General features: G+C 64.1%; 19 protein-coding genes and 1 pseudogene. 4 read left to right on the forward strand and 16 right to left on the reverse strand.

The annotated features are described in order from the left end of the window. The first annotated feature begins 175 nt into the window (after positions 1–175). From mnmA to N4261_RS24885, 3 genes are all read left to right on the forward strand, one after another. Positions 176–1,282, forward strand: a complete 1,107-nt coding sequence (gene mnmA, locus N4261_RS24875) for a tRNA 2-thiouridine(34) synthase MnmA (protein WP_261757928.1) — start codon at positions 176–178, stop codon at positions 1,280–1,282. Between the two features lie 201 nt (positions 1,283–1,483). Beyond that, positions 1,484–2,725 carry a sensor histidine kinase gene (locus N4261_RS24880; RefSeq protein WP_261757929.1) on the forward strand — a complete coding sequence of 414 codons (1,242 nt, stop codon included), beginning with the start codon at positions 1,484–1,486 and terminating at the stop codon, positions 2,723–2,725. 23 nt (positions 2,726–2,748) lie between these two features. Further along, positions 2,749–3,393 carry a response regulator gene (locus N4261_RS24885; RefSeq protein ID WP_261757930.1) on the forward strand — a complete coding sequence of 215 codons (645 nt, stop codon included), beginning with the start codon at positions 2,749–2,751 and terminating at the stop codon, positions 3,391–3,393. 1,463 nt (positions 3,394–4,856) lie between these two features. On the opposite strand, the pseudogene N4261_RS24890 reads toward N4261_RS24885, so the two are convergent. The 10 genes and pseudogenes from N4261_RS24890 to N4261_RS24935 form a co-directional block, all read right to left on the reverse strand. Further along, positions 4,857–5,081: pseudogene (locus N4261_RS24890) on the reverse strand (RHS repeat-associated core domain-containing protein); the annotation flags it as partial. A 32-nt stretch (positions 5,082–5,113) separates the two neighbouring features. Next, on the reverse strand, positions 5,114–5,434 hold the full coding sequence (locus tag N4261_RS24895; RefSeq protein WP_261757931.1) for a hypothetical protein: 321 nt from the start codon (positions 5,432–5,434) through the stop codon (positions 5,114–5,116). Beyond that, positions 5,431–6,264: an RHS repeat-associated core domain-containing protein gene (locus tag N4261_RS24900; protein WP_261757932.1), complete on the reverse strand. Its 834-nt coding sequence runs from the start codon at positions 6,262–6,264 to the stop codon at positions 5,431–5,433. Before N4261_RS24900 ends, N4261_RS24895 begins: the two co-directional genes overlap by 4 nt. Before the next feature lie 44 nt (positions 6,265–6,308). Continuing rightward, the gene (locus tag N4261_RS24905) at positions 6,309–6,923 is read right to left on the reverse strand and encodes a hypothetical protein (protein ID WP_261757933.1); all 615 of its coding nucleotides are present in this window, start codon (positions 6,921–6,923) and stop codon (positions 6,309–6,311) included. Continuing rightward, positions 6,902–9,217 carry an RHS repeat-associated core domain-containing protein gene (locus N4261_RS24910; RefSeq protein ID WP_261757934.1) on the reverse strand — a complete coding sequence of 772 codons (2,316 nt, stop codon included), beginning with the start codon at positions 9,215–9,217 and terminating at the stop codon, positions 6,902–6,904. Before N4261_RS24910 ends, N4261_RS24905 begins: the two co-directional genes overlap by 22 nt. A gap of 2 nt (positions 9,218–9,219) precedes the next feature. Then, the gene (locus N4261_RS24915; RefSeq protein ID WP_261757935.1) at positions 9,220–11,745 is read right to left on the reverse strand and encodes an RHS repeat domain-containing protein; all 2,526 of its coding nucleotides are present in this window, start codon (positions 11,743–11,745) and stop codon (positions 9,220–9,222) included. Continuing rightward, complete coding sequence (locus tag N4261_RS24920) at positions 11,745–14,327, reverse strand: RHS repeat domain-containing protein (RefSeq protein ID WP_261757936.1); 2,583 nt, start codon at positions 14,325–14,327, stop codon at positions 11,745–11,747. Before N4261_RS24920 ends, N4261_RS24915 begins: the two co-directional genes overlap by 1 nt. A gap of 574 nt (positions 14,328–14,901) precedes the next feature. Next, positions 14,902–16,050, reverse strand: coding sequence for an NAD(P)H-dependent flavin oxidoreductase (locus tag N4261_RS24925; protein WP_261760844.1), 1,149 nt, complete (start codon positions 16,048–16,050; stop codon positions 14,902–14,904). Between the two features lie 430 nt (positions 16,051–16,480). Beyond that, on the reverse strand, positions 16,481–17,035 hold the full coding sequence (gene ssb, locus N4261_RS24930; RefSeq protein ID WP_261757937.1) for a single-stranded DNA-binding protein: 555 nt from the start codon (positions 17,033–17,035) through the stop codon (positions 16,481–16,483). Between the two features lie 166 nt (positions 17,036–17,201). After that, positions 17,202–18,170 carry a GGDEF domain-containing protein gene (locus N4261_RS24935; protein WP_261757938.1) on the reverse strand — a complete coding sequence of 323 codons (969 nt, stop codon included), beginning with the start codon at positions 18,168–18,170 and terminating at the stop codon, positions 17,202–17,204. Positions 18,171–18,276: 106 nt separating this feature from the next. Here N4261_RS24935 and recQ point away from each other — a divergent pair, with 106 nt between their 5' ends. Beyond that, positions 18,277–20,148, forward strand: a complete 1,872-nt coding sequence (gene recQ / locus N4261_RS24940; protein WP_261757939.1) for a DNA helicase RecQ — start codon at positions 18,277–18,279, stop codon at positions 20,146–20,148. Between the two features lie 215 nt (positions 20,149–20,363). Here recQ and N4261_RS24945 read toward each other — a convergent pair whose 3' ends face one another. The 6 genes from N4261_RS24945 to N4261_RS24970 form a co-directional block, all read right to left on the reverse strand. Continuing rightward, positions 20,364–20,633, reverse strand: coding sequence for a hypothetical protein (locus N4261_RS24945; RefSeq protein WP_261757940.1), 270 nt, complete (start codon positions 20,631–20,633; stop codon positions 20,364–20,366). Between the two features lie 431 nt (positions 20,634–21,064). Beyond that, positions 21,065–21,319 carry a hypothetical protein gene (locus tag N4261_RS24950; RefSeq protein WP_261757941.1) on the reverse strand — a complete coding sequence of 85 codons (255 nt, stop codon included), beginning with the start codon at positions 21,317–21,319 and terminating at the stop codon, positions 21,065–21,067. Between the two features lie 301 nt (positions 21,320–21,620). Continuing rightward, positions 21,621–21,881: a hypothetical protein gene (locus N4261_RS24955; RefSeq protein ID WP_261757942.1), complete on the reverse strand. Its 261-nt coding sequence runs from the start codon at positions 21,879–21,881 to the stop codon at positions 21,621–21,623. A gap of 250 nt (positions 21,882–22,131) precedes the next feature. After that, on the reverse strand, positions 22,132–22,311 hold the full coding sequence (locus tag N4261_RS24960; RefSeq protein ID WP_261757943.1) for a hypothetical protein: 180 nt from the start codon (positions 22,309–22,311) through the stop codon (positions 22,132–22,134). Positions 22,312–22,514: 203 nt separating this feature from the next. Continuing rightward, a complete protein-coding gene (locus N4261_RS24965; protein ID WP_261757944.1) occupies positions 22,515–24,500 on the reverse strand; it encodes a putative bifunctional diguanylate cyclase/phosphodiesterase in 1,986 nt (661 codons plus the stop codon). Between the two features lie 188 nt (positions 24,501–24,688). Beyond that, a complete protein-coding gene (locus N4261_RS24970) occupies positions 24,689–26,842 on the reverse strand; it encodes an alpha/beta hydrolase family protein (RefSeq protein ID WP_261757945.1) in 2,154 nt (717 codons plus the stop codon). Between the last annotated feature and the right edge of the window lie 154 nt (positions 26,843–26,996).

Raw genomic sequence — 26,996 nt, forward strand, 5'->3', positions numbered from 1 at the left:
CGGCCTCCGTCGTCGAGCGTCGTGCGTCGTGCGTCCAGTGTCGAGCGTCGTGACGCTTCGCACGGATCGCGGCGCCTGCGGGGTGACGGGCGACGGGCGCCGGGCCGGCACCGACCTGGGGCGAAGTCTCCCCAGACGAGACGGGGCGCCGCGGCATCGCGGACAATCCGTCCCCATGAATCCCAAGAAGCAACGCATCGTCGTCGGACTGTCCGGCGGTGTTGATTCCGCCGTGTCCGCGTGGCTGCTGAAGCAGGCCGGGCATGAGGTCGTCGGCATCTTCATGAAAAACTGGGAAGACGACGACGACAGCGCCTACTGCTCCTCCAACATCGACTTCGTGGACGCCGCCGCGGTGGCCGACGTGATCGGCATCGAGATCGAGCATGTGAACTTTGCGGCCGAATACAAAGACCGGGTGTTCGCCGAGTTCCTGCGCGAATACCAGGCGGGCCGCACGCCCAATCCGGACGTGCTCTGCAACGCCGAGATCAAGTTCAAGGCCTTCCTCGACCATGCGATGCGCCTGGGCGCCGAGAAGATCGCCACCGGCCATTACGCCCGGGTGCGTGAACGCGACGGTCGGGTGCAACTGCTCAAGGGACTGGATCCGCTCAAGGACCAGAGCTACTTCCTGCACCGTCTCAATCAGGCGCAATTGCAGAAGACCTTGTTCCCGGTGGGCGACCTGCCCAAGACCGAGGTGCGCCGCCTTGCCGAGGAGATCGGCCTGCCGAACGCGAAGAAGAAGGACTCGACCGGCATCTGCTTCATCGGCGAGCGTCCGTTCCGGGAGTTCCTGAACCGCTATCTCTCGCATCAGCCGGGTCCGATCAAGGATGACCGCGGCCGCAAGCTGGGTGAGCACGTCGGACTGTCCTTCTACACGCTCGGCCAGCGCCAGGGCCTGGGCATCGGCGGCGTCAAGGAGAAGGGGGCGCCACGCGGGGCGGGTGCTCATGAGCCGTGGTTCGTCGCTCGCAAGGACCTGGACACCAACACGCTGATCGCGGTGCAAGGGCATGAGCATCCGCTGTTGCAGAGCCGCAGCCTGGTCGCCCAGGACCTGAGCTGGACCGACGCGCCGCCCGCCTTCGGCGGCTTCGGCGCCAAGACCCGCTACCGTCAAGCGGATGCGCCGTGTGCGCTCACCCCGGGTGAGGGCCAGATCCGGCTGGACTTTGCGCAGGCGCAATGGGCGGTCACGCCTGGACAGAGCGCGGTCGTGTATGACGGCGAGGTCTGCCTGGGCGGCGGCGTGATCGCCGAGGCGATCGCATAGCGATCGAGGTTCACGGTCTCACGTGACGACGATGGCCCCACCCCGCCCGACGTAATCTGTTGTCGATTCATCCCCCGGATTGAGGCGCTCGTCGCATCGGTGGCGCCACGGGGGAGGCGCTCCCGCGACAATCCGCGTTGTTGGTTGGCCCTGCCGCTTGTGGCGGCAGTGCCGCCGTGACCTGCTCTGGATTGTTGCCCCTTGGACCGACTGCTCGCCCGCATTGCCCAACCCGCCTTCGTGCTGCGTATCGCCGCGCTGGCGGTCTGCCTGCTGGAATTGGCGTCGGCGGTCTGGGGTCTGATGGGCAATCCCACCGAGCCGTACGACGGCATGCTGGCGAGCCTGTACCGCCGCCTGGGCGGGGACACCCATGATGCGCCGTTCGTGCTGGCCTGCCTGGCGCTGGTCACGCTGTTTGCCTGGCACTTCTGGCGTCTGGCGCGGCAGCAGCATCTGGATCTGCCGCCGCGCAATGCGATGTCGCGCGTGCTGCTGCTGGACCTGCTGGCCCTCACCGTCACACCGGGCCTGCCCTTCCTCGTCACCGTGCTGGCCGCGCTGTTGCTCAACGTCCGCAAGGCTTTCGGCTTTGCGCTCGCCCAGGTGGTGATCAACGTGGCCTTGTATTGGCTGCTGCCCAGCGAGGCGCAGCGGGCCGAACAACTGCAGAACGACCTGCCCTGGTGGCTCAACAGCCTGGGGCTGGCGATCTCGATGGTGGCCTTGCACGGCATGGCGTTCGGCCTGGGTCGCCTGGCGGCGGCGGAGGCGGAGCGGCGGCGCTGGTTCCAGGCCATGCTGGCGGAAAAGGACAGTGGCGAGCGCCTGCAGGTCGAGCAACTGCGCTATGCCGAGCGGATGAGCATGGCGCGTGAGTTGCATGACGTGATGGGCCACCACCTGACCGCGCTGAACCTGCACCTGCAGCTCAGCGATGCGCTGCTCAAGCGGCACGACGAAAGCGGGGCCGCGCAGGCGGTCGAGAAGGCGCGCCTGGGCGCGGCCGGCTTGCTGGCGGAGGTGCGGGCGGCGGTGTCGCGGGAGCGAGAGAGCCAGCGCATCAACCTGGAGGCGGCGCTGCGCACGCTGGCCGAGGGCATTGCCAGCACGCCGATCGAATTGACGCTGGACCCGGTGGCGCAGGATCTGTCGCCACGCTGCGCGCATGCGCTGCTGCGCTGTGTGCAGGAGGCGGTGACGAATGCGGTGCGGCATGCCGGTGCCACACGGGTGCAGGTGAGCCTGGACCTGGTGGACGGTGCGGACGCGACGCAGGTGCGGGTCCGGGTTGACGACAATGGCCGGGGCACGCGCAAGCTGCGCGAGGGCAACGGGCTGAAGGGCATGCAGGAGCGCATGGCCGAGCTGGGGGGGACGATGCAGGTGCTGCGTCACCATCCGGGCTTTCTGATCGAACTGAACTGTCCGCGGCACGCGTGACCGCGACGGCATGGGAGAAGCAAATGAGCGAGACGATCAAGCTGCTGCTGGTGGAGGATCAGCAACTGGTGCGCGAAGGCCTGAAGGGGCTGCTGGCGCTGCATGACGACATCCGCCTGGTAGGCGAGGCCTCCGACGGTGCGGAGGCGCTGGAGCTGCTGGCCCGCGAGCAGCCGGATGTGATCCTGTCGGACATGCGCATGCCGCGGCTGGACGGCATCGGCCTGATCCGCGCGCTGGCGTCACGGGCGCTGAAGATCCCGGTCGTGCTGCTGACCACCTTCGACGATGCAGCGGCCTTCGACGAAGCGGTTCGTGCCGGTGCACGGGGCTTCCTGCTCAAGGCGATCAGCCCGGACACGCTGGTGCAGGCGCTGCGGGATGTGGTGGGCGGCTCCACCGCGCTGCGGCCCTTGCTAACCGACCGGATGGAGCGCGGTCCTGGCGAACGGGCGTTCTCCGCGACGCCGGAACCGGAGACCTTGAGCCCGAAGGAGCTGCAAGTGCTTCGGCTGGTGGCCAGCGGCCGCAGCAACACCGAGATCGCGGCGCTGTTGGGCAACAGCGAGGGCGTGATCAAGAACCACTGCTCGGCGATCTTCGCCAAGATGGGCGTGCGGGACCGGACCCAGGCGGTGTTGAGGGCGATTGACCTTGGTTGGATTTGAGGGGCGGGGCTGCCGACGCGGGGCGGCTTGGGGATCTGGGTACGTAAGCTCCCTCGTCAAGTAGACAGCCCAGAACTAGAGACATCCTGGTTAAACACCCTGGGCTTGAAGACCGCCGGCGGCAAGCTGCCCAGGGAATTGTGGGGCAAGTCATCGGTCCATATCTACAACGAGGGGCGGCTGCGCTTGTCGCTCTAAATGCTAGTGCCAGATGGAGTGCACCAGGCGCTTCTGGTTGGCTAACGTCGCCGCCATCCAGGGTGGCTTCCTGCGCTGCGCTTCGTCAGCGGCGGGCTTCGGTCAGCTTCGCTGACCTGCACCCCAACCTCGTTCTTCGCGTTGGCACGAACCGGCGCCAGGACCGCGCCTGAACAAGGTCGGCCCCTGCAGCGCTCGGGCAACCCGCCTGGGGGCGGGTGCGCGTTCGCGTCAGGCCTGGCGCCTGCCTGGCCTGCCCGCTGTCCTGCGGCAGCGGTTTCACCCCATCCCCACGCCCTTCCCAGGGAAGGGAGCGAGTCGCCCTCTCCCGTCACCCGGGCATGCCACTTCCTCTACAAGCCCTCGCCAAACGGCGAGCCTCAGGTGTTGCGCTCCCCGCGCCAAGGCCAAGCCCTTCGGGTGGCCGTTGGCCAGCCTGGACACGGCGGACTCTCAGCGAGAGCCCTTTTGCTCCGTGCGAACAACTTTTCCTGATTCATCGAACCAGCGCCACTCGCCCACTTGCTTATCTTCCGCGTACTGCCCTTCGATTTTGATTCGGCCATACTCTGCAATCACCGACGGTCCGCTCTTCTGCAAACACGCAGCTTCCAACCCGGACTCGCCCCACGGTAGGTATGCCAGATGCGTGCCCTGTGGGCATTGAATGTTCCGGCTAGCTAGCGCGTCATAGTTGGCATTCGACTTGGAGCAACTGGCGGTAACCGCAACCAAAAGAACGAGGGCGAACAAAGACCTAAGTGATTTCATATTCAACGGTTCGGAGAGCCATAGGGCAGTGACGGCAGCGGGACCAAGGATGCATCACGAAGAGTCTGACGTGCAAAGGACTGGCACTGATTAGTCGGCCCCCAGCGGCCTAGCGCCCGACCAATCATTAATGCTTCATTGACCTTCTTTTCATCGACATCGGAAACTTTCCCGCACGAGGCGCCAGCCTCCTTGCTTCTTCCAGTGTGGTCCGTCACTTGAACTCTTTCGCCTGGCAGGTCACCACTATCATTTCCCGGGACATTCCCTCGTGTGCCACCCATGCCTGCTTCCGCCGAGTCCGTCTTCAACCAATTGTGATTGACTGGGTTCCAAGAAATTCCGAACGCCGGCTGCGAGCACAGATACACATCCAGCCGCCATCCCCCCGCCCTTCCACCGAAGGGAGCGAGTCGCCCTCTGCCGTCAGCGGCGCATGCCGGGGTTCCTGGCATGCACCGCCCACGGCGAGCGTCGAACGGCATGAGTCCGCATCAAGGCCGAGCCCTTCGGGTGGCCTGGCGGCCAGCCTGGACCCGGCGTGGAATTGGCATGCCATTTCCATTGTATACAACAGTAGACTTATCGGTATTGAGCAACGTGGTGGTTTCCCACAAACCTAATGTGTCCACGTATGACAATGGATTTCCGCCCACGTACGCATAGGTGTTGATGCCGCCTGCCAGACCGATGGGGTCACTTTGAACATACCGCGAATCGCCAAGGTCGTATTTTTAGAGCCTCCCCCGTGCTACTCATCCTGCTTGACGGTCGCCAAGCCTTCAGATTTATTTCGTCTCGTGGAAGAAAATCGGCAACCAGCGACTCCGAACGCAAAACCACATAGAACGCCACCAAATACACCCAGTGCGTTAAATGCACTGCTACGAGCGCGCTCAATCTCTGCGACGTCTTCCTTGCTTAGAAAAACCGATGGGGCTTTTGCAGCAACTGCATCTACTTGGCGGTCGAAATAGGGGTCTACAACTGCAAATTTTAGTCCGAACCACCCCACTGTAAGCCACACCGCCAATGCAGCGAGAATCCAGGCAACCCAATATAGCTGTTTCATTTAACAGTCACCGTGCCGTAATACTCAATGTTGGTCCCTGGTATCGTTGACGTTTTTGTGCGCATCAACTGCTCTTGAATTTTGTTCCATTCCCTCAGGGTCTTTCTATTTGGCACTGTTATGCAGCCGTTAGATGCCGTTCCGGGATGAAATCTGAATTGCCCACGACGCACAGACTCGCCGGGATTATTTGGGTCGGGGACGAATGTTTCGTCGTCAATGACGCCATCGTCTCTGAACAGTCTGAAAAACACGGAAGGATTAGTTCGAGAATAATTGTATGGTTGAACGATATAGTACTTGCCGGCGGGGATGGGACCATGCTCGGGGAATGCTTCATACTCCGGTCGATTCGCATACTGGTAGTTGCCAGAGAATGCAGTGGTCGAGGTCTTTGATGAGCACTCGCAGTCATGAGTAACAGTACCTGCGCGACGGTCGAACGTGTAGTTCTCAAGGAGACCTAGCGGGTCCATTTTTGAAATAGGGTTTCCGCTGACGTATGTGTAGGTGTTCAAACCACCCGCGAGCCCAATCAGGTCAGATTGAACATACCTCCCCGTCGTCGCGTCATAGTCCCGGAAGTAGTTGTAATTCAGCCCCGACTCCTTGTCGAAGTTCTGCCCGGGGAACCGCAGATTCACTGCCAGCGTCTCGATCGAACTCGGAACCGCCTCCGCCGGCGTGGTCCCAAACGGCTCGCTCAGCCAGCGCCAGCGCTGCGCTCCAGCCATGTCGATCAGCAGGCGCGGCGCGTTCAGGTGGTCCGAGTACGCGTGATACACCCGCGACTCGGTCGTACTGGAAGGCGTGAGGACCGCCACCAACATGTCTACGCGAAGGGTTTCAGCGAGTGCCCCTGGGGTTTGCAAGCTCACCCCAGCTTACCGGGCTTCTTTTCCGCACCACGAATATTCTCAGCGATAACCTTCGCCAGATGTTTAACCTCAGTACCTAGCGCATCTGAATTGAATTGCGCCCAAGCGCCTATTGCCTTGCGTCCTTCACCGGGGCGGACGGCAACTTCAAATATTTTCTTGTCACCGTACACGTAGACAGCAATATAACCAACCTTGCTTGCTACAAAAGATGCCGGAATCAGAAGTTCATATGTTTTTTCGTCACCAACTATATCACTTTCTCGGTCAACTCGATCCCAGTATCCGGCCATCCACGAGCACCATCCACCGCAAGGAATTACCTCTTCTATACCAAGCACTACCGGTGGGCTGGACACACATGCGCTCAAATCCCTCAAGCATTCCAGAAAATTTTCTGGGTGAGTAGCCGGAACGATGAGGTGCGTTGAGCCTTCGTGGTTTAGCCATATCTCTGCAACAGCAAACACGAAGTCTGGGCCATACTGATCAAACCGATTTGTGAAATTTATAGATGATTGCTCATCAACGCGAACTTCGATTGAGAAACCGGCGAAGCTCAAAGAATAAGACACGACATTCTCATTTGTCATTTTGGTTTTCTCGGCCAATTTGGAAAACCAGCGTCACGCCCAGCCTTCCATTGTTCCGGAGTGAGATCTCGCTGATAAACTACATACCCATGCCAATATTTAATGCACTTCTGCTCGTCAGTCCAGTGCGAACGAAACATCACAACTTGGCCGGACAAACCATCATAACCAATCTTTGATCTTCCCACAGCAACGGAATTCTGAAGTGCGAGGTCTGGGAATGATGGTTCAGCAGAAATTTTCCCGCGCGGCGTACTTCCATGCTTTTCGTCATTTGCCTCGTAGACGTCTGTGTATGAAGAACAGCAGTTATCGTTATTCGAATTCGTCCCTGAAGGCGTGTAAGTATCTGACCTTGGGTCATAACCCCCGCGTCCGCCACTCGGACTCGCACTTGGCACTGGCGGCGGCAGTGGCATTGGCCCCCAGGGTGTAGGAACAGCCTGTAAACCCATTGGGTCACTAAAGCCCAGCGGATTCCCACCCACATAAGCGTACGTGTTGATGCCCCCGTCCAACCCGATGGGGTCACTTTGAACATACCTCCCCGTCGTCGCGTCATAGTCCCGGAAGTAGTTGTAATTCAGCCCCGACTCCTTGTCGAAGTACTGCCCGGGGAACCGCAGATTCACTGCCAGCGTCTCGATCGAACTCGGAATCGCCTCCGCCGGCGTGGTCCCAAACGGCTCGCTCAGCCAGCGCCAGCGCTGCGCACCCGCCATGTCGATCAGCAGGCGCGGCGCGTTCAGGTGGTCCGAGTACGCGTGATACACCCGCGGCTCGGTGGTGCTGGACGGCGTGATCACCGCCACCAACATGTCGCCCAGCCAGATGAACTCCTGCAGCGCCCCTCCGCCGCTGTTGTACTCCCCCTGCAGATGACCGTCCAGGTCATACGCGAAGTGGTACTTCTGCGCCCCTGAGATCTTGCGGACCCGCTGACCCGCCGCGTTGTATGCATAGGCCGAGGTCACCCCCGCCTTGACCAGCCCCGCCATGCGCCCGTCCAGCCCGTAGGTGCTGGTGTAGCCCGAGGTGTCCGCAGTGGTGTTTCCCGCCGCGTCGTAGCTGAAGCTGCGCACCGGAGCGCTGATCTCGTTGAGCCGGTTACTGGTGGCTGAGGTCGTGTACGCCCGGCTGGCGCCGTTGAGCGTCACGCTGGTGCGATTGCCGTTGGCGTCGTAGCCGATGGACCAGACCGACGTCGGCAGCGTCACCGTGGTCAGGCGACCCAGTTCGTCGTAGCCGAAGGTCTGCTCCAACGTCTGGGTGGCCGCAGTGGCCGCCCCGGTGGTGGCGTCCAGGTGGGTGTAGTTGACGATGCGGTCTGCCGCGTCGTAGGTGAGGTCGCGCACGACGTCACCCAGCGGGTAGCGCACCAGTCGGCCATAGACGTCATACACCCGCTCCTGCGCCTTGGTGCCGCTGTTGAGGTGCATCAACCAGCTGCGCAAGCCGCCAAATGGCTCCCACTGCAAGCCGCTGATCAAGGGCTTGGGCGTGGCGGTCCCGTCTGCGGCCAGGTAGAGCGCCGCAGGCAGTCCGCCCGCGTAGACGACGGTCAGCACACGGCCCGAGGGATAGGTGATGCTGGTGAGGTGCCCAGTGGCGTCGTAGCCGTAGCGCGTGCTCAGCACGATGCCGCCGACGTTCTGCACCTGGCTGATCACCCGGCCCTGAGCGTCGTAGCCGAACTGGGTGCTGCCCGTGGGGAAGGTGGCGGTGGTGAGCCGACCCACCCCGTAGCCGAAGGCCGTTCCCGTCTGGTCATAGGTCCACCCGTACGTCTGGCTGGTCTGGCCGCTCTGCGTGTAGACGATCGACTTGAGCCGGTTGAGGTCGTCATACGCATAGGTGGCCAGCACGCCTCGGCTGTCGGTGCGCGTGAGCAGGTTGCCCGCAGCGTCGTAGGTGCTGTTGGCGGTACCGGTGTCGGGGCTGATGAGCTGGGTGAGGTCACCCAGTCCGTTGCGCTGGTAGGTGGTGACGAGGTTGCGGGGGTCGGTGACCTGCTTGACCTGGTCCTGCCCGTCGTAGCCCAGCGTGGTGGTGCCGTTCTTGGCATCGGTGTTGGTGCGCAGCCGGTCCAGCGGGTCGTAGCCGTTTTGCGTGGTGAAGCCGAAGCCGCTCACCCCTTTGGCCTTGATGACCTTGGTGGGATTGCCCTTGGCGTCGTATTCGTAGTCGGTCACCGGCGCCGGCGAGACGGGCGGCGGCGGCAGCGTGGCGGCGTGTGCGAGGGGGCTGATGAGCGCCGCGGCCATCGCCACGAGCGTCATCCGGCGCCTCAGGCGCCCCAGGTGGTTCTTCATCTTCACTCCCTGCCTGTCGATTGTTGTGTGCGGCTCAGCGCGTCATAGACCCGGGCCATGCTGCGGCGCAGCGCCCCGCTCGGATCCGTCGCCTCTTCCTTGGTCCGGTTGCCGCGCTGGTCCAGCGTGTAGCGGATGCGGTTGCCCTGGTTGTCGGAGACGGCCACCAGGCGATGGGCGTCGTCGTAGTCGTACGCCGCGAAGCTCGCGTCCGGTTGCGTGACCTGCTTGAGCAGGCCGGTCGGCCAGTAGGCGTAGCCGGTGGTCGCTCCGTTCTGGGTGACCGAGGTCAGCCGCTGACGCGCGTCGTAGGTGTAGCTGGTGCTGATGCCATTGGCGTCGATGACCTCCAGCGCCTGGCCGAAGGCGTTGTAGCGCCGGAAGCTGGTGACGTGGCCCGCGACGTTGGTGGAGGACTTGAGGTCGCCGGGGTAATGGTCCGCGGTGCGGTCGGTGTAGTACTCGTTGGTGAGCACGGTCTTGCCACGCGGGTCGACCTCGGTGAGGACTCGGCCCTGCGCGTCGTAGGTCCAGCTCCAGGTGCGGGCCGCCACGCCGGGCTGCGCTGCGGCGTTGAAACCCGCTGCGCCGTTGACGTCCGTGGTGGCCTGCTCGACACGCTTGCAAAGCACGACGATGGGCTTGCCGTCAGGCAGCAGAGCGTCTGCCGGCGCGCAGGACGCCGTGGCGTTGCCGTTGAGCGGGTCGGGTTGGCCGTTGTAGACGTAGGTCGTCACTCGGCCGGGCTCGGCGACTCGGCTTTGTTTGCGCCACACTGGGATCCACTGGGAGCTCACCTTGCGAGCACCATCGGGCAAGGTGGCGCTGGTCGCGAGGACCGCGGCGCAGGCAGTCCCATTGGCAAGTCCTTCAACACGAGTGGACTCCGCGTGGCGGCCCGCCACATACGCGGAGCAGGACTGCCGTCCATTGGCGTCCAGACGACGGATCACATTGCCCTCCGCATCGCGGTCCATTTGGATGGAGGCAGACGCCGATCCAGAACCTGCAGGAAGCACACGGTTCGCCAGCAGCGTCACGCCGTCTACAGGTGCGCTGGACAGGGTTTCCTGGTAACCGTCAGGGCCATGGAGGACAGCCACAGCGGGCTGGACGAATGCCAGCGTCCGACGCAAGACATCGCCGTCAAAGTATTCGGCCGCATACACCTGGGGCGCTTGTGTCCACTCCACATCCCAGCGTTCCCCTCCCGTGCCCGTTTGGGTCGAGATGGCACGGCCTTCATCGTCATAGGCGTAACGCCCGTAAACATTGCCCGCTTCGTCGATCAGAGAGGTGATCAACCAAGGCTTACCCTGTACCTCATAGCGGTATTGGCGGGAGGTCTGATCTGGATATTGAATCGACGCGAGCTGGCCCTTATCCCCATAGCTGAACCTGTAGAGGCCGCCGGCCGGATCCGTCATTGTGGTGATGCGCATGGCGGCAGCTGCCGTTGGATCGACCTCATACGCGAAACTCACCTGCCGTCCCGATTCGTCGGTGATGGTGCGCAACACGGAAGTCACTGCGCCATTGCCAAAGGTTTCGCCATCGATCAGGTAGGTCACTTTGCGACCATCAATATAAGCAGTGGACGTTGCGTAACGCCGCGGGTACACAAACGACGTAAAGGTTTCAACTGCTTCGGCGGACGTGTCGTAGAAGAAAATCCCAGAGGATCCCGAAAAAACAGGGGCAGGATCGACCTCCAACGGACTCGATGGGGTCGTAGCGCCGGACTTGAACGTCCTCCATGTTCCGTCGCCACGCTGAAACTGCTGAGAATCCCAGGAACTGAAACTCGCGCGATGGTGGTTGGTAAACCAAACAGATCCAAGAGCGGAAAACCCCATCTCGTGGACTCGTTGGCCCACAGTTTGGCGCAAATAGTTATAGGTCGCCCTCACCGAATGACCACGCCCCCAACGCAATAAGGTTTCTTGCTGGTGCTTGGTGCCATCCAGGGCCGTGATGGGATTCCCATGGGAAGGATTGTCCGCCGCACAGGCACATGGAGGCTTTTGCTCTTCCACGATGTAAACACAGCGATCTGCTGGGGGATAGTACGAGGTGCCCATCGCACCGCCGCACATCATCGTTAGAAAGAACCACCCCTCGACTGGATCATATTCTCGCAACAACTCGCCTTCGGTGGTATATGCCGTGAATTTTTGCCATGTTTGACAACGAATTATTGGAGGTGAGGTACCAACGGCATTGCAACCATCAAGCTCTATCCATGATTTCGTATAAGTTCCCTCCGCACCTGGATCAGAAGTTTTACGGTAGGTGGGCTCCAGATACGACCAAAACTCTTGAATTAACTTTCCAGAAGTTTCATAACAATTATTAAAATTATGATAGTAAAGACTGTTGGTAATACACCAGCGGTCAATTTGCGTTGTGGCAAAAGCTCCTCCACTTAACCCAAACGCCAAGGCGAGGAAGACCATCGCGCGGCGGAAAAATCGCAAATTCAAGGTCATGAGCGAACGTCCGGTTTCGTTATTGGGGTGCATTGCCATCAACGGCTTCCCGTCAGGTTCTGTACCCGACCCAGGGCGTCATACGCTCGCGACAAGGTCCTCCTGAGCGCCCCACTCGGATCCTTCACCGCCTCCCGGGTCCGATTGCCGCTGCTGTCCAGCGTGTAATCAATCCGATTGCCGAGTTGGTCTGAGATACCCACCAGCCGATGGGCGTCGTCGTACTCGTAGGACACCGAACTGCCGTCGGCCTGCGTGGTCTGCTTGAGCAGCCCGGTGGGCCAATAGGCGTAGCTGGTGGTGATCTCGCCAAGCATCACTGAGCTGACGCGCTGGCGAGCGTCGTAGGCGTAGGTGCTGCTGATGCCGTTCGGGTCGACGACCTCCAACGGCTGTCCGTAGGCGTTGTAGCGAGGAAAGCTCGTCACGTGCCCCACCGCGTTGCTGGTGCTCTTCAGATCCCCCAGCGTGTGGTCTGCTGTGGTGTCGGCGTAGTACTCGTTGGTCACCGTGGTCTTTCCTCGCGGATCGACTTCCGTGAGCACTTGGCCGAACTCGTTGTAAGTCCAGCGCCAGCTGCGTGCGGCGACGCCGCTTTGAGGCCTCGCGGCAAAACCCAGGGAGCCGTTGGCATCGGTGGTCGCCTGCTCCACGCGTTTGCACAGCACGGCCACCGGGCTGCCATCGGGCAGCGGCGTCGCACCCGTCATGCAGTTCAACACGGCGTTGTTTTGTGTCGGGTCCGGCTGCCCGTTGTAGATCAGCGTCGTGATGAGACCCGGCTCTGCCGTGTTGACCGCCAAGTTCCAATCAGGATGCCATTGCCGGCTGGTCTTGCGCGCGCCGGCAGGCAGCGACGCCCAAGCCGTTGCGCATTCGGTCGCTGTGGTCAGACCGTCAATCCGCGCTGTCTCCGTGTTGCGGCTGCTGTCGTAACTCATGCAGCTGCGGTTGCCGTTGACGTCGTCCGACTGGGTCACGTTCTGATTGGCATCCAGCGTTCGACGCGCGGTGGCCGCCGCGCTCCCCGCGCCTGCGGCTTGCGTCTTGGTGGTCCACTTCACCGATCCGAACAGCGGGGATGCCGACACCTGTTCCACCTCTCCGTTGGGCAGTTGCACGCGCGCGTCTTGCGCCGGCATGAGGGTGTGGTCCAGCCACAGGACGTTGGCCTGCGGGTCGTACCGCTCCTGAATCGACCAGCGACTCGGGGCCGACCATGTCACCGAATAGGCGTCAAGGCCACCGGCGCGCGCTGTGCCGATGGCACGACCTTCTGCGTCATAGGTGTACGTGCCGCCGCGAACCCCGTTCTCATCCAGATAGCCGGTCAACGGCCAGAACAGGGGATGCTCATAAAGGAACTGACGGGAATGGCCGTCATTCCATACCAGTGTGCTGACCTGGTCCTTGTCATATTCGATCGCGGTGCGGCCATTGGCCGGATCCACGATGGCGGTGACCCGTGTCGCACCTTCTGCACCGCCGTATTCCATCCGCCACACCCGGCCGAAGTGGTCGGTCAAGGATTTGGGCACGCCTTCATCCAAGTATGTGGGGTAATCCGCGGCGGTGGCTCGGTCAATGGTCAGGGTTGCTCCGTCGGCGCGCCAAACCTTCATCAACTGGCCGCGCGTGTTGTACTGCTCGATGAATCTTGCTTGGTTATCCTTGTAGAGATAGCCGTCCGCGCTGGCCTGCAAACGATCAGTGACCAAGCCGTTCGCCGGAACAAAACCGTTTGGCGCGCTGGTGAATGTGGTCCACAGACCATCGCCACGCGCGGCATTGATGAGCGATGCGCCATTCGGTTGAGGCGCAATGAACAGCGCGCGATCGAAACTGGCTGTCCAACCGCCAAACGTCTGAGGGTCGCTTTGCAGAAAGGGATCGACGTCTTGTTCATACGGCACGCGCCGGATGGAATTGAACGTCAATCGGATGGGAAGCCATGGCTGCCAGCCAACGTCCACGGACTGGGTCTTTGCGCCGATAGGCGCCATGATCGGGTTGCCATGGCAGTTGTCGCAAGGCTTCAGAATAAAGCGGTCTCGGATCGGCGCACAAATCTTTCGTTCAGCGATGTAGACCTGGCCAGGGCGGCAAACGCATTGACGTGAAACGGGGTCAAAAAACGTGTCGAGCGCTCCAGGCATATTGCAGCGCTTTTGAATCAACAACGTTGAGTTAACAACAATCTCAGACCGCGTTCCCGTGGCGTCTCCTTCGCAATCCTCGGTACCAATCCACCCGGACCCCAACCACCACCCTCGATACCATGCACTTCCGCGAATCTTGCAACGGAACTCCCCATTTCTTCCATCGATACTGACAGTCAAGGAACAAGGCTCGCCGAAAGAGAACGTGTATTTGGAAGTACACAGGCCTTGAGCCGAAACATGCGAATTCAGAAATGCCAGCCCACGCCGTGCGGCATCCTCGGGAATGCCATAGGCGCTTCCGGAAAGATCAATGCCGAAGTAGTAGCCTGTACCGAGATAGGGAAAACCGGGCACCTGCGGCGGACCGCTTCCAGCCCAGGTTCCTCCTGCCAATGTGATTGCAGGAGTGTCCCAGTCCTTCGAGAAGCCGCGGTTGTATGCAGAGGCGCTTCCCACCATGAAAAGAATCGACACAGCCGCGAGCAGTCGAGGGAATGCCCTCAACCAAAAATCGAGGTCTACGCGCCCGGCGCTCCAACAGACCCTGCAGCCAAGGAAACGCATACCTTCTCCCAGCAGTTTCGGAGCCAATACATGAGCGGCGCCGTGTGAATAGGGAAGAAGGATTTAGCAGCGATCCTAGCGCTGCCGCATTCCGGCATCGCTGGATTCGCCTTGCGAATGCGCGCAGCCACGCCGCGCGCTTCACTCCCGCCGGTGCACGTCTCCGCGCGCCACTCGGCTTCTCCTCCCTTTGATCGCGGCGATTCTTGCAAACGCGTAGGCGAATGACGATGGCAAAGCCACAACACATTCCGCCTGGTCCTCACCAAACCCCATCAAACGGGGCTAACTCCGTTCCATTCGGTGCGACAAACGCCCAGCCGAAGGGTGGAGTCAAAATCCGGCGACGGGCGCACGCGGCCAATCTGCCGCTCCATTCTTCATCCCCGAGAAGGCCGATACGCGGCGTACCGCCGTCACCCAACGGAGGTGGTGAGAATGGAACCGCAGAAGTGCCCGGCAGAGGACGTCAAGCTGGCGTTCCCACCGCCACGCCCGGCGTCAACAGCCGATCCAGCAGCTGCCGCACGCTGGCGATCTGACTGCCGAAAGGCAGCGCCCCACGGCCACGGAAGAACAGGCCCTTGCTCATGTCGCCACGCAGCGCAGCGGCAAGCCGTTGGTCAATGCAGAACTGACCCCAGCCTTTCAGCCCATCGCGCAGGCCGCACTGGCTCAGGCAATCGAACGCCATGGTGCAGCGTTGCTTGAGCTGAACCACCGCCTGGAGCCGCTCTTCCGCGTTGAAGTACTTCTTCAGCCAGGGCGTCATCACGGCGCGTGCCGGCAGGCCGGCCACGCTGGTGAACTCCGACAGGTCTTCATCACGCGCCTCGGCCAGCACCTGCTTGAAGTTCGGATGAGCATCGCATTCCTCGGTCACGGCAAACGCGGTCCCGAGCTGCACTGCATCGGCGCCCAGGGCCTGCAGGCGCTGGATGTCCTCGCAACTGCGCACGCCGCCGGCCGCAATCAGCGGCACACGCCCCTCCACACCCGCCTCGCGCAGGTGCTGGCGGACAGCGGGCAGCACCGTGTCGAAGGAGAAGCGCGCATCGCCCAGGTCGGCCACCTTGGCCGCGCCCAGATGGCCCCCAGCATGCCCGGGGTGTTCGATGACGATGGCGCTGGGCAGACGCTGGCGACGCTCCCACTTCTTCCAGAGCAGGGCCACGCCGCGGGCGTCGCTCAGGATGGGCACCAGCGCCGTGTCCGGATGGTCCTGCGCCAGCTCGGGCAGATCCAGCGGCAGGCCGGCGCCCACGACCAGCGCGTCGATGCCTTCCTGCAGCGCCGTGCGCACGCTGGCCGCGTAATCGCTGACTGCGCGCATGACGTTGACTGCCAACAGCCCTTGGCCACCCGCCAGCGCACGCGCTTGGCGGATCTCGCGCACCAGCGCCTCCTGGTTGGCTTGCTGGATGATGTCCTTCTTGCGCGCGTCACCGTCGCTGAGGCCCTCGCTGCGGGCCATCAGGTCCGGATGGTGGCGACGCAGGTCCACCGACGCGATGGTGCCCCAGGCCCCCTGCGCCGCCACGCTGCCGGCCAGACGGTGGGCCGAGACGCCCACGCCCATGCCACCCTGCACGATGGGCAGGAGTTGCCTGCCCCCCATCCGGAGCGGTTGAAGGCCGGCTGAAGCCAGGCGGTCGAGGAGGGAAGGCGTGGTCATGGCATTGGGCGTGGTTGTCGCAACGCGCAATGCTGAGCCGGGCTGGCGGGTGTCATCTTGATCTGGCGCAAGCTCAGGCGTGTTCTCGCCGAACCAGACGCACACACGCGTCCGAGGTCGACGCAACGAGAGGCAACGGCAGGCAGTCCCGCCAGCAAGCGGGCGCCTTCAACACACCATCGATGAACCTCGTCCTCGACGGAATGGGTGGGGCTGGGGGTGTCGATGCAGGCCTTCTCGATGGGTCACCGCCGTCGACAACAAAAAGGGAGGCAACCCTTGCGGATTGCCTCCCCAGTCTTCAGCGAATGGATCCCGGCTACAGGCCCCGGCGCCATTCATCGGAATCGTCACCGATCCCTCTGACCGTTGCTTAGAACGGGATGTCGTCATCCATGTCGTCGAAACCGGTTGCCGGCTTCGGTGCGGGCGCCTGGCGCGGAGCCGGTGCAGCCCGAGGGGCGGGTGCGCGCGGCGCGTCGAAATCACCGCTGTCACGGCCGCTACCGCCACCGCCGCCGCCACTGCGTTCGGCGCTGCGCTCTCGGCTGTAACCGCCGCCACCACCGCCACCGCCCATCTCATCACCACCGTCACGGCCGCCCAGCAGTTGCATCTGCTCCGCGATGATTTCAGTGGTGTAGTTGTCCTTGCCTTCCTTGTCCTGCCACTTGCGGGTCTTCAGGCGGCCTTCCACATACACCGGACGGCCCTTCTTCAGGTACTCGCCGGCGATCTCGGCCAGGCGGTCGTAGAACACCACGCGATGCCATTCGGTTTCTTCCTGGCGCTCACCACCTTCGCGGCTTTTCCAGTTGCGGGTCGTGGCAATGCTGACGTTGCACACCGCGCTGCCGCTTGGGGTGTAGCGCAGTTCGGGATCACGACCCAGGTTGCCGAGAATGATGACTTTGTTGACCGAGGCCATGGTTGCTTGCCGTCCGCTTGCGTGTAGGTGGATGTGAATCTGGGGCCGCCGCCAGACCCCGGGGAGCCAGCGGCGCAAGGCCAGGATTATGCCGCCAGCCGTCCCATCCGGTGCCTGGGGTCCCCCATCGTTCGCCCAAAACGGGGAGGACGGGCCGGTCGCCCCCTCACGCGGCCTGCCGACGCGCCTGCTTGTTCAAGTACATCGCCGCATCCGCCAGGGCCATCAGTTCCGCCAGCGTCAAAACCTGCCCCGTCGCCATCGACGCGCTGCCGACGCTGAAATCCAGCGCATAGCCCCGCTGCGCACGCTGGTTCTGCGCCTGGAGCTGTTGCCGCAGTCGCGCCAGCGCATGATCCAGACGCTCCACGGCGGTGCCGCTGAGCAGCACCGCGAACTCGTCGCCGCCCAGCCGCGCCACCACATCCGACGCACGCAGGCAGACCCGCAGCAAATCCGCGAACGCCTTCAACGCCCAATCCCCCTCCGCATGGCCGAAGCGGTCGTTGATCTGCTTGAACCGGTCCAGATCGAAGTAGAGCAAGGTCGCCGGCCATTGCTGGCGTTGGCACAGCGCCAGCACCTGACCACCCTGCGATTCAAATCCGCGCCGGTTGGCCAGACGGGTCAACTCGTCCACCAACGCCAAGTGCAGCGCCGCGAACTGCTGCTCCACCAGGGAGGCCAGGTCGCGCAACGTGGCCTGGTCGTCCACATCAAAGCCACGCGCGACATGGTCGATCAGGCACAGGGTGCCCAACCGGTGGCCACTGGGGGCGCGCACCGGACAACCCGCGTAGAAGCGAATGTGGGGCGGACCGGTCACCAGCGGGTTGTCGGCAAACCGCGGATCCAGGTGGGCGTCCGGCACCAGCAGCAGGTGATCGGACAAGATGGCATGGCCGCAAAACGACAGGTCGCGCGGCGTCTCGGTGGCATCCAGGCCCTGCGCGGACTTGAACCACAGACGTTCGTCATCCACCAGGCTGATCAGGGCGATCGGGACCTGGAACAGCCGCCTGGCCATGCGGGTGATGCGATCGAAGCGTTCATCCGGATCGGTGTCCAGCAGCTGCAAGACACGCAGCGTGGCCAGGCGCGCTCCTTCGTCAGGGGGAATGAGCGGGGGGATCATGGGACCCGCCTTGGAGGGGAAATGGGCACACGTTTGACCTTGCGCATACCCAGCCGATGAGCAAGAAACTCGGTCATCGTCGATCTCCTGGACAATCGCGGGCTCCATGAGTCCGCCCAGCCATCATCCCGTCCCCACCGACATCCTGCAAGAGGTGTTCGGCTACAGCGCATTCCGCGGCCAGCAAGCGGAGATCGTGGACCATGTCACCGAGGGCGGTGACGCCCTGGTGCTGATGCCCACCGGCGGAGGCAAGAGCCTGTGCTATCAGATCCCCGCCATCGCCCGGCAGCGTGCCGGCCATGGCGTCACCGTGGTGGTGAGCCCGCTGATCGCGCTGATGCATGACCAGGTCGGCGCGCTGGAAGAAGCCGGCGTGCATGCGGCCTTCCTCAACTCCACCCAGACGGCGGAGGAAGCCCAGCACATCGAGCGCGAAATGCTCTCCGGCCGGCTCACCCTGCTCTACGCCGCGCCCGAGCGGGTCAACAACGCACGCTTCCAGGCGCAACTGGGCTCGCTGTATGAGCGCGGCCTGCTCAGCCTGTTCGCCATCGACGAAGCGCATTGCGTCAGCCAGTGGGGCCACGACTTCCGCAACGATTACCTGCAGCTCAGCGTGCTGCATCAGCGGTTTCCGAAGGTGCCGCGCATCGCGCTGACTGCCACCGCCGACGACATCACCCGCGCCGACATCATCCAGCGGCTGCAGCTGGAGGAAGCGCGGGTCTTCATCGCCTCCTTCGATCGGCCCAACATCCGCTATCTGATCGTGGAGAAGGACAAGCCGCGCGAGCAGCTGTTGCGCTTCATCCAGGAAGAGCATGACAAGGATGCCGGCGTGGTGTACTGCCAAAGCCGCAAGAAGGTCGAGGAAACCGCCGAGGCCTTGCGCGCGGCCGGCATCAATGCGCTGCCCTATCACGCCGGCCTGGATGCGGACGTGCGCCGACGCCACCAGGACCGCTTCCTGCGCGAAGACGGCCTGGTGATGGTGGCCACCATCGCCTTCGGCATGGGCATCGACAAGCCGGACGTGCGCTTCGTCGCCCACCTGGATCTGCCCAAGAACATCGAGGGCTACTACCAGGAGACCGGCCGCGCCGGACGTGACGGCGCCCCGGCTCAGGCCTGGATGACCTACGGTCTGGCGGATGTGGTCAACCAGCGCCGCATGATCGACGAAAGCCCGTCGGAGGAAGAGTTCAAGCAGGGCCAGCGCGGCAAGCTGGATGCGCTGCTGGCCCTGGCGGAGGCGATCGACTGCCGCCGGCAGCGGCTGCTCGCCTATTTCGGCGAGGACAGCAAGCCCTGCGGCAACTGCGACAACTGCCTCAACCCGCCCGCGACCTGGGACGCCACCGAAGCGGCGCGCATGGCGCTGTCCTGCATCTATCGGTTCCATCAGTCCAACGGGTTCGGGTTCGGGGCCGGCCATCTGATCGATGTGCTGCGCGGCAAGGAGACCGACAAGGTGAGGCAGTACGGCCACCAGCAGCTGTCGACCTGGTCGATCGGCGCCAAGCTGAGCGAGCAGGAATGGCGCGCCGTGCTGCGTCAGCTGATCGCGCTGGGCTATGTGTTCTCGGAAGGGGAGTACCACACGCTGTCGCTGACCGAGACCTCGCGCGCGGTGCTCAAGGGCGAGGTGCAGTTGCTGCTGCGTCAGCAGGTCGCCCCGCCGCGCCGCACCAAGTCCAGCCGGACCGGCAGCGCGCCGTCCTCGCGCCGCTCGGAAGCGGAAGCCGACCTCGACGCTCCCGCCCAGGCGCGCTTCGATGCGCTCAAGGCCTGGCGCAGCGACGTGGCCCGCGAACACGGGCTGCCCGCCTATGTGATCTTCCAGAACATCACCCTCGCCGAAATGGCCCGGCAGCATCCCCGCTCGCTGGACGAGCTGGCCGGTGTCAGTGGGGTCGGCGCCAAGAAGCTCGATGCGTATGGGCGCGACATCCTGCGGGTGCTGGACGAACTCTGAGGTCACGGCCAGGCGACTGCGGCGACGCCTCGCCGTGGCGCGGCCCCTCACGCCGACCCGCCCCATCGCCGGTGACTCCGCCATCGGCGGTGATTCCGGTGACTCCGGAAATTCCGACATTTCTGATCCTGAAAGCAGAAACGCCTGGCACAAGCCAGGCGTTTTTCTTGGGCGTCCGTGGACGCGTCGACTGACGCAGCGCCACCGTCAACGCATCAGCACAGCTGGATGGCGCAGGCGATCTGGGCGGAGGCGAACTGCGCATCGCCGGGCTGAGCGGCGCGGCGGCCGGTCACATAGACGGTGGGCAGTTGCTTGATCAGGTCGGCGCGCTTGGCGGTGATCACCACGGGTTCCAGCGTGACGATGGAGGCGCGCAGGTCACGCTGCGCTTGCAGGTGGGTGAAGCTCATGGCCAGGGCCAGGGTGGCACCGATGCCGAATGCGAAGGCCTTGAAGCTGGTGGTGTTGAAGTGGGTGTTCATGTCGATCTCCTTGAGGTGGGCTGCGTCTGGGACGTGTCGGTGTGGGGTCAGTGAATGCAGTGTCGTCAATGGCCATCGGCTTTGCGAGGCGTTCGCGACAAACTGCCCGCGGGACGTCGTGAACTGCAGGCAGCGATGACGAACGTCATGGGCAACGGTCCAAGTCCGGGCCGATGCGCAGTCGATGCGGGGTCGATGAGGGGTCGATGGGCACGCAGTCCCACGGCACGCAAGCGCGGGGTGGCTGCGTCGGTGCCACGGTCGCAGCACCGACTCACAACGAGTGCAGCACGGGCGGAACACGATCGCGACGCTACAAAGCAAAACGCCTGGCGAGTGCCAGGCGTGGGTGGGGCGATGAAAGTTCGGCGTCTGCTCTTACGACTGAGACAGCGCAAGCGCCGTTGCTCAGCGGAGGATCGACCGGCCGATCATTCGGCGGAGGCCAGTTGTTGGCCGTCCACGTCGGCGCGGCGGCCCGAGATGTAGACGGTGGGCAGTTGCTTGACCATGTCGGCCCGCTTGGCGGTGATCACCACCGGCTCCAGGGTGATGATCTGGGCGCGCAGGTCGCGCTGTGCTTGAGCATGGGTCATGCCCAGGACAAGGGCCAGGGTGGCGCCGAGGCCGAAGGCCAGGGCCTTGAAGCTGGTGGCGGTGCTGGTGCGGATGTCGGTGGTGTTCATGTCGATCTCCTTGAGGGCTTGGCTGTGTCAGTGATTGCAGTGTCTGCAATGGCGAGGACGCTTTCCAGGCGCTCGCGACCAACCGGCGGCGCGACGGCGTGAACTGCATCCGGCGGTGACGAACGTCATGGCGGCCAAGCCGATGGACCGCCGGGTCCAGGCCCATCACCCACCGGCTTGAGGGCCCCAGCACGGGGAGTTGGCCGCCCTGTCACGGTCCGTCGCCCCAAAAAGCAGAACGCCTGGCCGAGGCCAGGCGTTCCGGGTGATCCGCTGACTGAGGCAGCGCGGTGCCTGCGGTTCAGCAGCGTCCGCCGAAGCAACTGATCTGTGCCGAGGCGAGCTTTTCGTCGACCGGGGCCAAGCTGCGGCGCCCGTTCACGTAGACGGTGGGCAGTTGGCGCACGTCCATGGCTGTTGATCCTGCGGATGAGGCGGGCGCCACTTCAATGATGGTGATGGTGCGGCCAACCTGCCGTGACGGCGTCATGGACAGCGTGAAGATCATGGCGGCAGTGGCGCCGGCGATGAAGGCGAGCGGTTTGTAAATGGTGAGGTTCATGAGGATCTCCTGGGGGCCTGGGGGCCGGGCTGCGTCAGTGAAGGCAGTGTCGGCACCACTGCGTCGGCATGCCAGACCGGTGCGACGAATGTCCGATGTCCGAGGCGAATGGCGTTCGGCCGCGATGAATGCCGGTCCGTGCCCGCCGCCAATCCCGTGGCGGCGGTCGGAAAAAAACGACCCGCCGGTCAAGGCGGGTCTGGAAATGCCGGGGAGGACGATGGACGAGGCAGGCTGCGCTGCCGGGCGGTTACCCGCGCGGCTTGCTGGCCTGCTCGGCCTGGGTGCCCGGCAGGGTCTGCGTGGCCCATTGGGTGGAGGTCGGTGCGCGGTGCACGGCCTCGGTCTGGTCGGCCAACCAGACGGCAATGACGGCAGCGCTGACCACGGCGGCCAGGGCGGTGAAGAAGGTTTTGGCGGTGGCGTTCATGTGAGGGGCTCCCTGCGGTGTCGAGCGGGCGCTGCGGCCCGGTCGCCGCAGACCTCCCGGACAACGGGGGCGACGGCGCAGGATGAACTGTGCGCGCCAGCCCGCCGCCGCGCCACGCGCAGGCGACGAACTGCCGGCAGCGCGCGCTGAAATGCTCGGAGCGCGGTTGAATGGAGGCAGGTGGGTGCCCCGACCCGGCCGCCTCAGGGTGCCGTCCAGGCCGCCAGCCGATCCGTCAGCACGTCCACCGCCTGAGGACGGCAGAACAGATAGCCCTGTTGCTGCCAACAGCCCAGCGCCACCAGCGCGTCGCGCTGCGCGTCGGTCTCGACCCCTTCGGCAATCACATCGATCGACAAGGCGGCGGCCATGCCCAGCATCGCCTGCACCAGCGCCCGGTCGTCCGCCCGGGTGTCGACCTCCCGCACGAAGGCGCGATCGATCTTCAGCCGCGCCGGTCGCAGCAGCTTCAGATAGGCGAGCGAGGAGTATCCGGTCCCGAAATCATCGACCGAGAGGCTCAGGCCCAGGTCCCGCAGGCGGGTGAGGATCTGCAAGGCGGTGTCGGTGTCGCGCAGCAGGGTGCTTTCGGTCAGCTCGATCGCCAACTCGCCGGGGCGTACGCCATGGCGGCGCATCGCATCAGCCACCCGATCCGGCAGTCCCTGTTCCCGGAACTGCAGCGCCGACAGGTTGATCGCGATCTGACCGGGATGTCGACCCGCCGCCTTCCAGCGGGCAAGCTGGGCACAGGCCTTCTCGATGACCTGCCAGCCGAGTTCCAGGATCAGGCCGGTTTCTTCGGCCAGCTCGATGAAATGGCCGGGTGGCAGCAGGCCGCGCTGTGGATGCTGCCAGCGGATCAGCGCCTCCAGACCGCGCCATTCACCGGTGCGGGCATCCACCAGCGCCTGATAGTGCAGCAGCAGTTCATCGCGCTCCAGCGCCAGCTTGAGTTCACGCTCCAGTTCCATGCGCTGCACCGCGTTGGCATCCATGTCCTGCTGGAAGAAGCTGTAGCGGGCGCGGCCAAGCTGCTTGGCGCGGTACATCGCCAGGTCGGCATGCCGCACCAGGGTGTCGAAATCCTCGCCGTCGCGCGGATAGACCGCGATCCCGATGCTGGCCGAGACACTGGCCACGCCGGTCTCGAGTTGAAGCGGTGAATTGAGCGCCTCGATCAGGCGCTGGGCGGCGTGGGCCACCAGGTCGCTGGCGTCGCGAATCAGGAGCAGGAACTCATCGCCGCTGACCCGACAGGCCAGATCGGACGCCCGCACCGCCTGACGCAAACGCTCACTGGCCTGCAGCAGCATGCGGTCGCCGGCCGCATGGCCCAGTGAATCGTTGATCGCCTTGAACCGGTCCAGGTCGACGAACATCAGCGCCAGCGCCGTCTGGTCGCGCTGAGCGACCGCGGCCTCGTGCAGGAAGATCTCGCGGAACAGGGTGCGGTTAGGCAGCCCGGTCAGATGGTCGTACATCGCCAGCTGATGCAATTGCGCGTTCTTGCTCTCCATGTCGGCGATCAGCCCGGTGATCTGCCGGCCCATCTCATCCAGATGGGCGCCGAGCTGGCCCAGTTCATCCTTTCGGTTCCACTGCAGCCGGGGCACCGTCTGGCGCTGCGCCACCGCGCTGGCGAGCTGCTTGAGGCGATCGATCGGCCGCACGAAGCGCAGGTAGAACACCAGCAGCACGATGGTCACGCCGACCAGCACCTGGATGCCGACGATCAGCGCCGTCTGGCGACGTCCATCGGCGAGCAGCCGCTCCTGCGCAGCGTCATCGAAGTGGACCCGCAGGATGCCCAGCACCTTGTCCTCGCGACGGATCATCGACGCCAGGGTGACGGTGGGCCAACCGGGATCGCACTTGGTACGGACGATGTCCGGCGTGTCGGGACGTTCCTCGCTCAGCTCGACACCGCAGACATTCACATCCGACAGCAACTGGTCCAGGGCGCGCTGCACGGCGGGCGTGTCCACCGTCCAGAGCGGATCCGACAAGCCGGTGGCGGCCAGGGTCAGGACGGCGGCACGCTGGCCTTCGAGCAGCGGCTCCAGGCTGCGCCGGACCATGGCGTCGCTGAAGAACAGCAGCAGGGTGGCCGGGGCCACGATCCCCACGACCACCGCCAGCAGGATGACACTGCGCAGCGACAGCGAGGGCAGTTGGACTTTGAACAAGGTGGGCGCTCGGGGAGTCCGGACCGAAACCATTGTGCAACGGTCCGGTCCGGATGCCCGTCCCCAGGAGGGGGCGCCGAGGAAGAATGCCGGGGAGGCCACCTCACGGTGCCTCGGACGGCCTTCAGGCGGATGCCGTCCGCTTCAGCGGGACGGCGGACCGCTCGGCGCATCACTCAGGGCGCCAATCAGGGCGCCGAGGCCGGCGTGGCGGCAGGGGCGGCAGGGGCGGCAGGGGCGGCAGGGGCGGCAGGGGCGGCAGGTGCGGCAGGCGCCGGGGACGGCTCCGTACCGATGTACTTCGCCAGGAAGCGTTCCATGCGTCCGTAGAAGTCCACGTTGTTGGCCAGCTTGGCCCAGCCGTGGCCTTCGCCGTCGTACACCACCCATTCCACATTCTTGTTGCCTGCGGCCTCGACGGCGCCCTTGAATTCAGTGCCGTGCTTCAGGGGGACCCGGTCATCGCTGGCCCCATAGGCCAACAGAAGGGGCTGCTTCAGTTCCGCTGCGCGCTGCAGCGGGGAGGTCCGCCGGAATTGCTCCGCATCCTTGACCCGGTCACCGACCATGGCGACCATGCCAAAGTCCTTCCAGACATCGGAGGCGTCGCTCCAGTGCACCGTGTAGAGCATGTCGATGTCGGTCACACCCACCCAGCTCACACCGCATTGGTACTGATCGGGATCCTTGATCAGGCCCATCAGCGTGGCATAGCCGCCATAGCTGGCGCCGGCAATGCACACCCGCTTGGGATCGACCCACCCCTTCTTGACGGCCCACTTGAGCGAATCGCTGACGTCGTCCTGCATCGCCAGGCCCCATTGCTTCCAGCCGGCGCGGAAGAGCTTGTCGCCGTAGCCGGTGCTGCCGCGGAACTCGGGCTCGATGACCACATAGCCGCGCGTGGCCAGGAACTGCGAGACGGGGTTCCAGGGCCATTGCGTGCCCTGGACATACGGTCCCCCGTGCACCAGCACCACCGCCGGACGCGGACCGGCGGCCTTGCCTCGGGGCAGGGTCACCATGACCGGGATCTCCAGCCCGTCGCGCGCCCGGATGCGGACCAGGTCCCGCTGTCCCATCTCGGACGCCTTGATCCAGGGCCGGCTGCTGCCGATCATCTGCATCTTGCCGCTCGCGCCGTCATACAGATAGAACTCCGCAGGCTGCACATCGGATTGCGACACCACCAGCACCCGCGACGAGGTCAGGCATTCGCCGCACTGCAGCACATTGGCACGACCGGGCAGCAGCTTGTCGACCGCGGCCTGCCACGCCTTGAGCTTGGCGTCGAACCACAGGCTGCCCGGCGCGTCGGTGCCGAAATACAGGCCCAGGGCACGTTTGCTGGTGCGGTCGTAGGCGAGCCCGCCCATCACATCAAAGCCCTTGGCGGAGATCAGCGGTTGGTCTTCGATCTTCAGCGTCTCAGGATCGAGTCGAAACAGCGCGGTCGTGCCTTCGGCATTGCGTTTGGCGATCAGGCGCAGGCCCTGGCCGTCGGAGCTGATCGGCGTGGGCGGCGGATCGACATACAGGTCGCCGGTCTTCCAGCGGATCCAGTCGCCCCCTGGCCCCTTGAGGTAGGTGGCGACCTGGTTGACCTGACGGGTCTGCAGCGCCCAGGGCTGCCCGGTGGCATCCACCCACCAGGCCTGGGTGCCCTGCGGGGCGCCCTCGTCGACGAAGCGACGGATGCCCGTCTCCACATTCAGTCGCGCGAGTCGCACGGCGCGAAGATCGCCTTTGGTGTCACCGCGGTAGTTGGTCACCACGACCTCGCTGGTTCCGTCGCGCGGCACTGCGCCGAGCGCCCAGTCCGGCGTCAGGGTGCGGTCCACCACGCGGCTGGAGGTGCTGTCGCGAACGCCGAACTTCGGCGTGATCAGGATGCGCTCATTGCTGCCGTCACGGTGCACCGACCACAGGCCGCTGCCTTGCAGACCGCGGACATTGCCCTCTTCGGTCAGTCCGGCGGTGTAGACGAGGTAATCGTTGTTCACCCAATAGAAGCTGCCGATGGAGGCATCCCCGAAGCCGGCGACCACCTTGGCATTTTTCGGCTGATCGACTTCGATCACCGCCAGCATGCTGTCGCCCTCACCGCTGCGCACGACGGCGGCGAGGTAGCGGCCGTCCGGCGAGAGCTCCGCGTCACGCATCTGCGGCTGACGGAAGAAATCCGCCAGCGCCGGCTTGCCCGGAGCCACCGGAGTTTGACCCTGGGCCGAGGCTGACATGCCCGACACCCCCAGCGCCAGGCCACCGGCCAAGGCCAGACAAGACAGCACGCGACCTGCGAACGAGGGCCCGCCGACCGGGCGGCTTCCAATTCGACTCATGTACTCCACTCCCTGCATCCGATTGGATGGATCTGACAGAACGGCGGATTGTCAGGACAGCCTCGGGCACGCGCGGTACTTTCTTACCCTGACTTGACGAAGCGCCCCCTCTGCCCTGCGGGCGCTTCGGCGGGCGTCCTGCCATCCGACGTCA

Origin of the sequence: Roseateles amylovorans (assembly GCF_025398155.2) — a bacterium.
Lineage (GTDB): Bacteria > Pseudomonadota > Gammaproteobacteria > Burkholderiales > Burkholderiaceae_C > Roseateles > Roseateles amylovorans.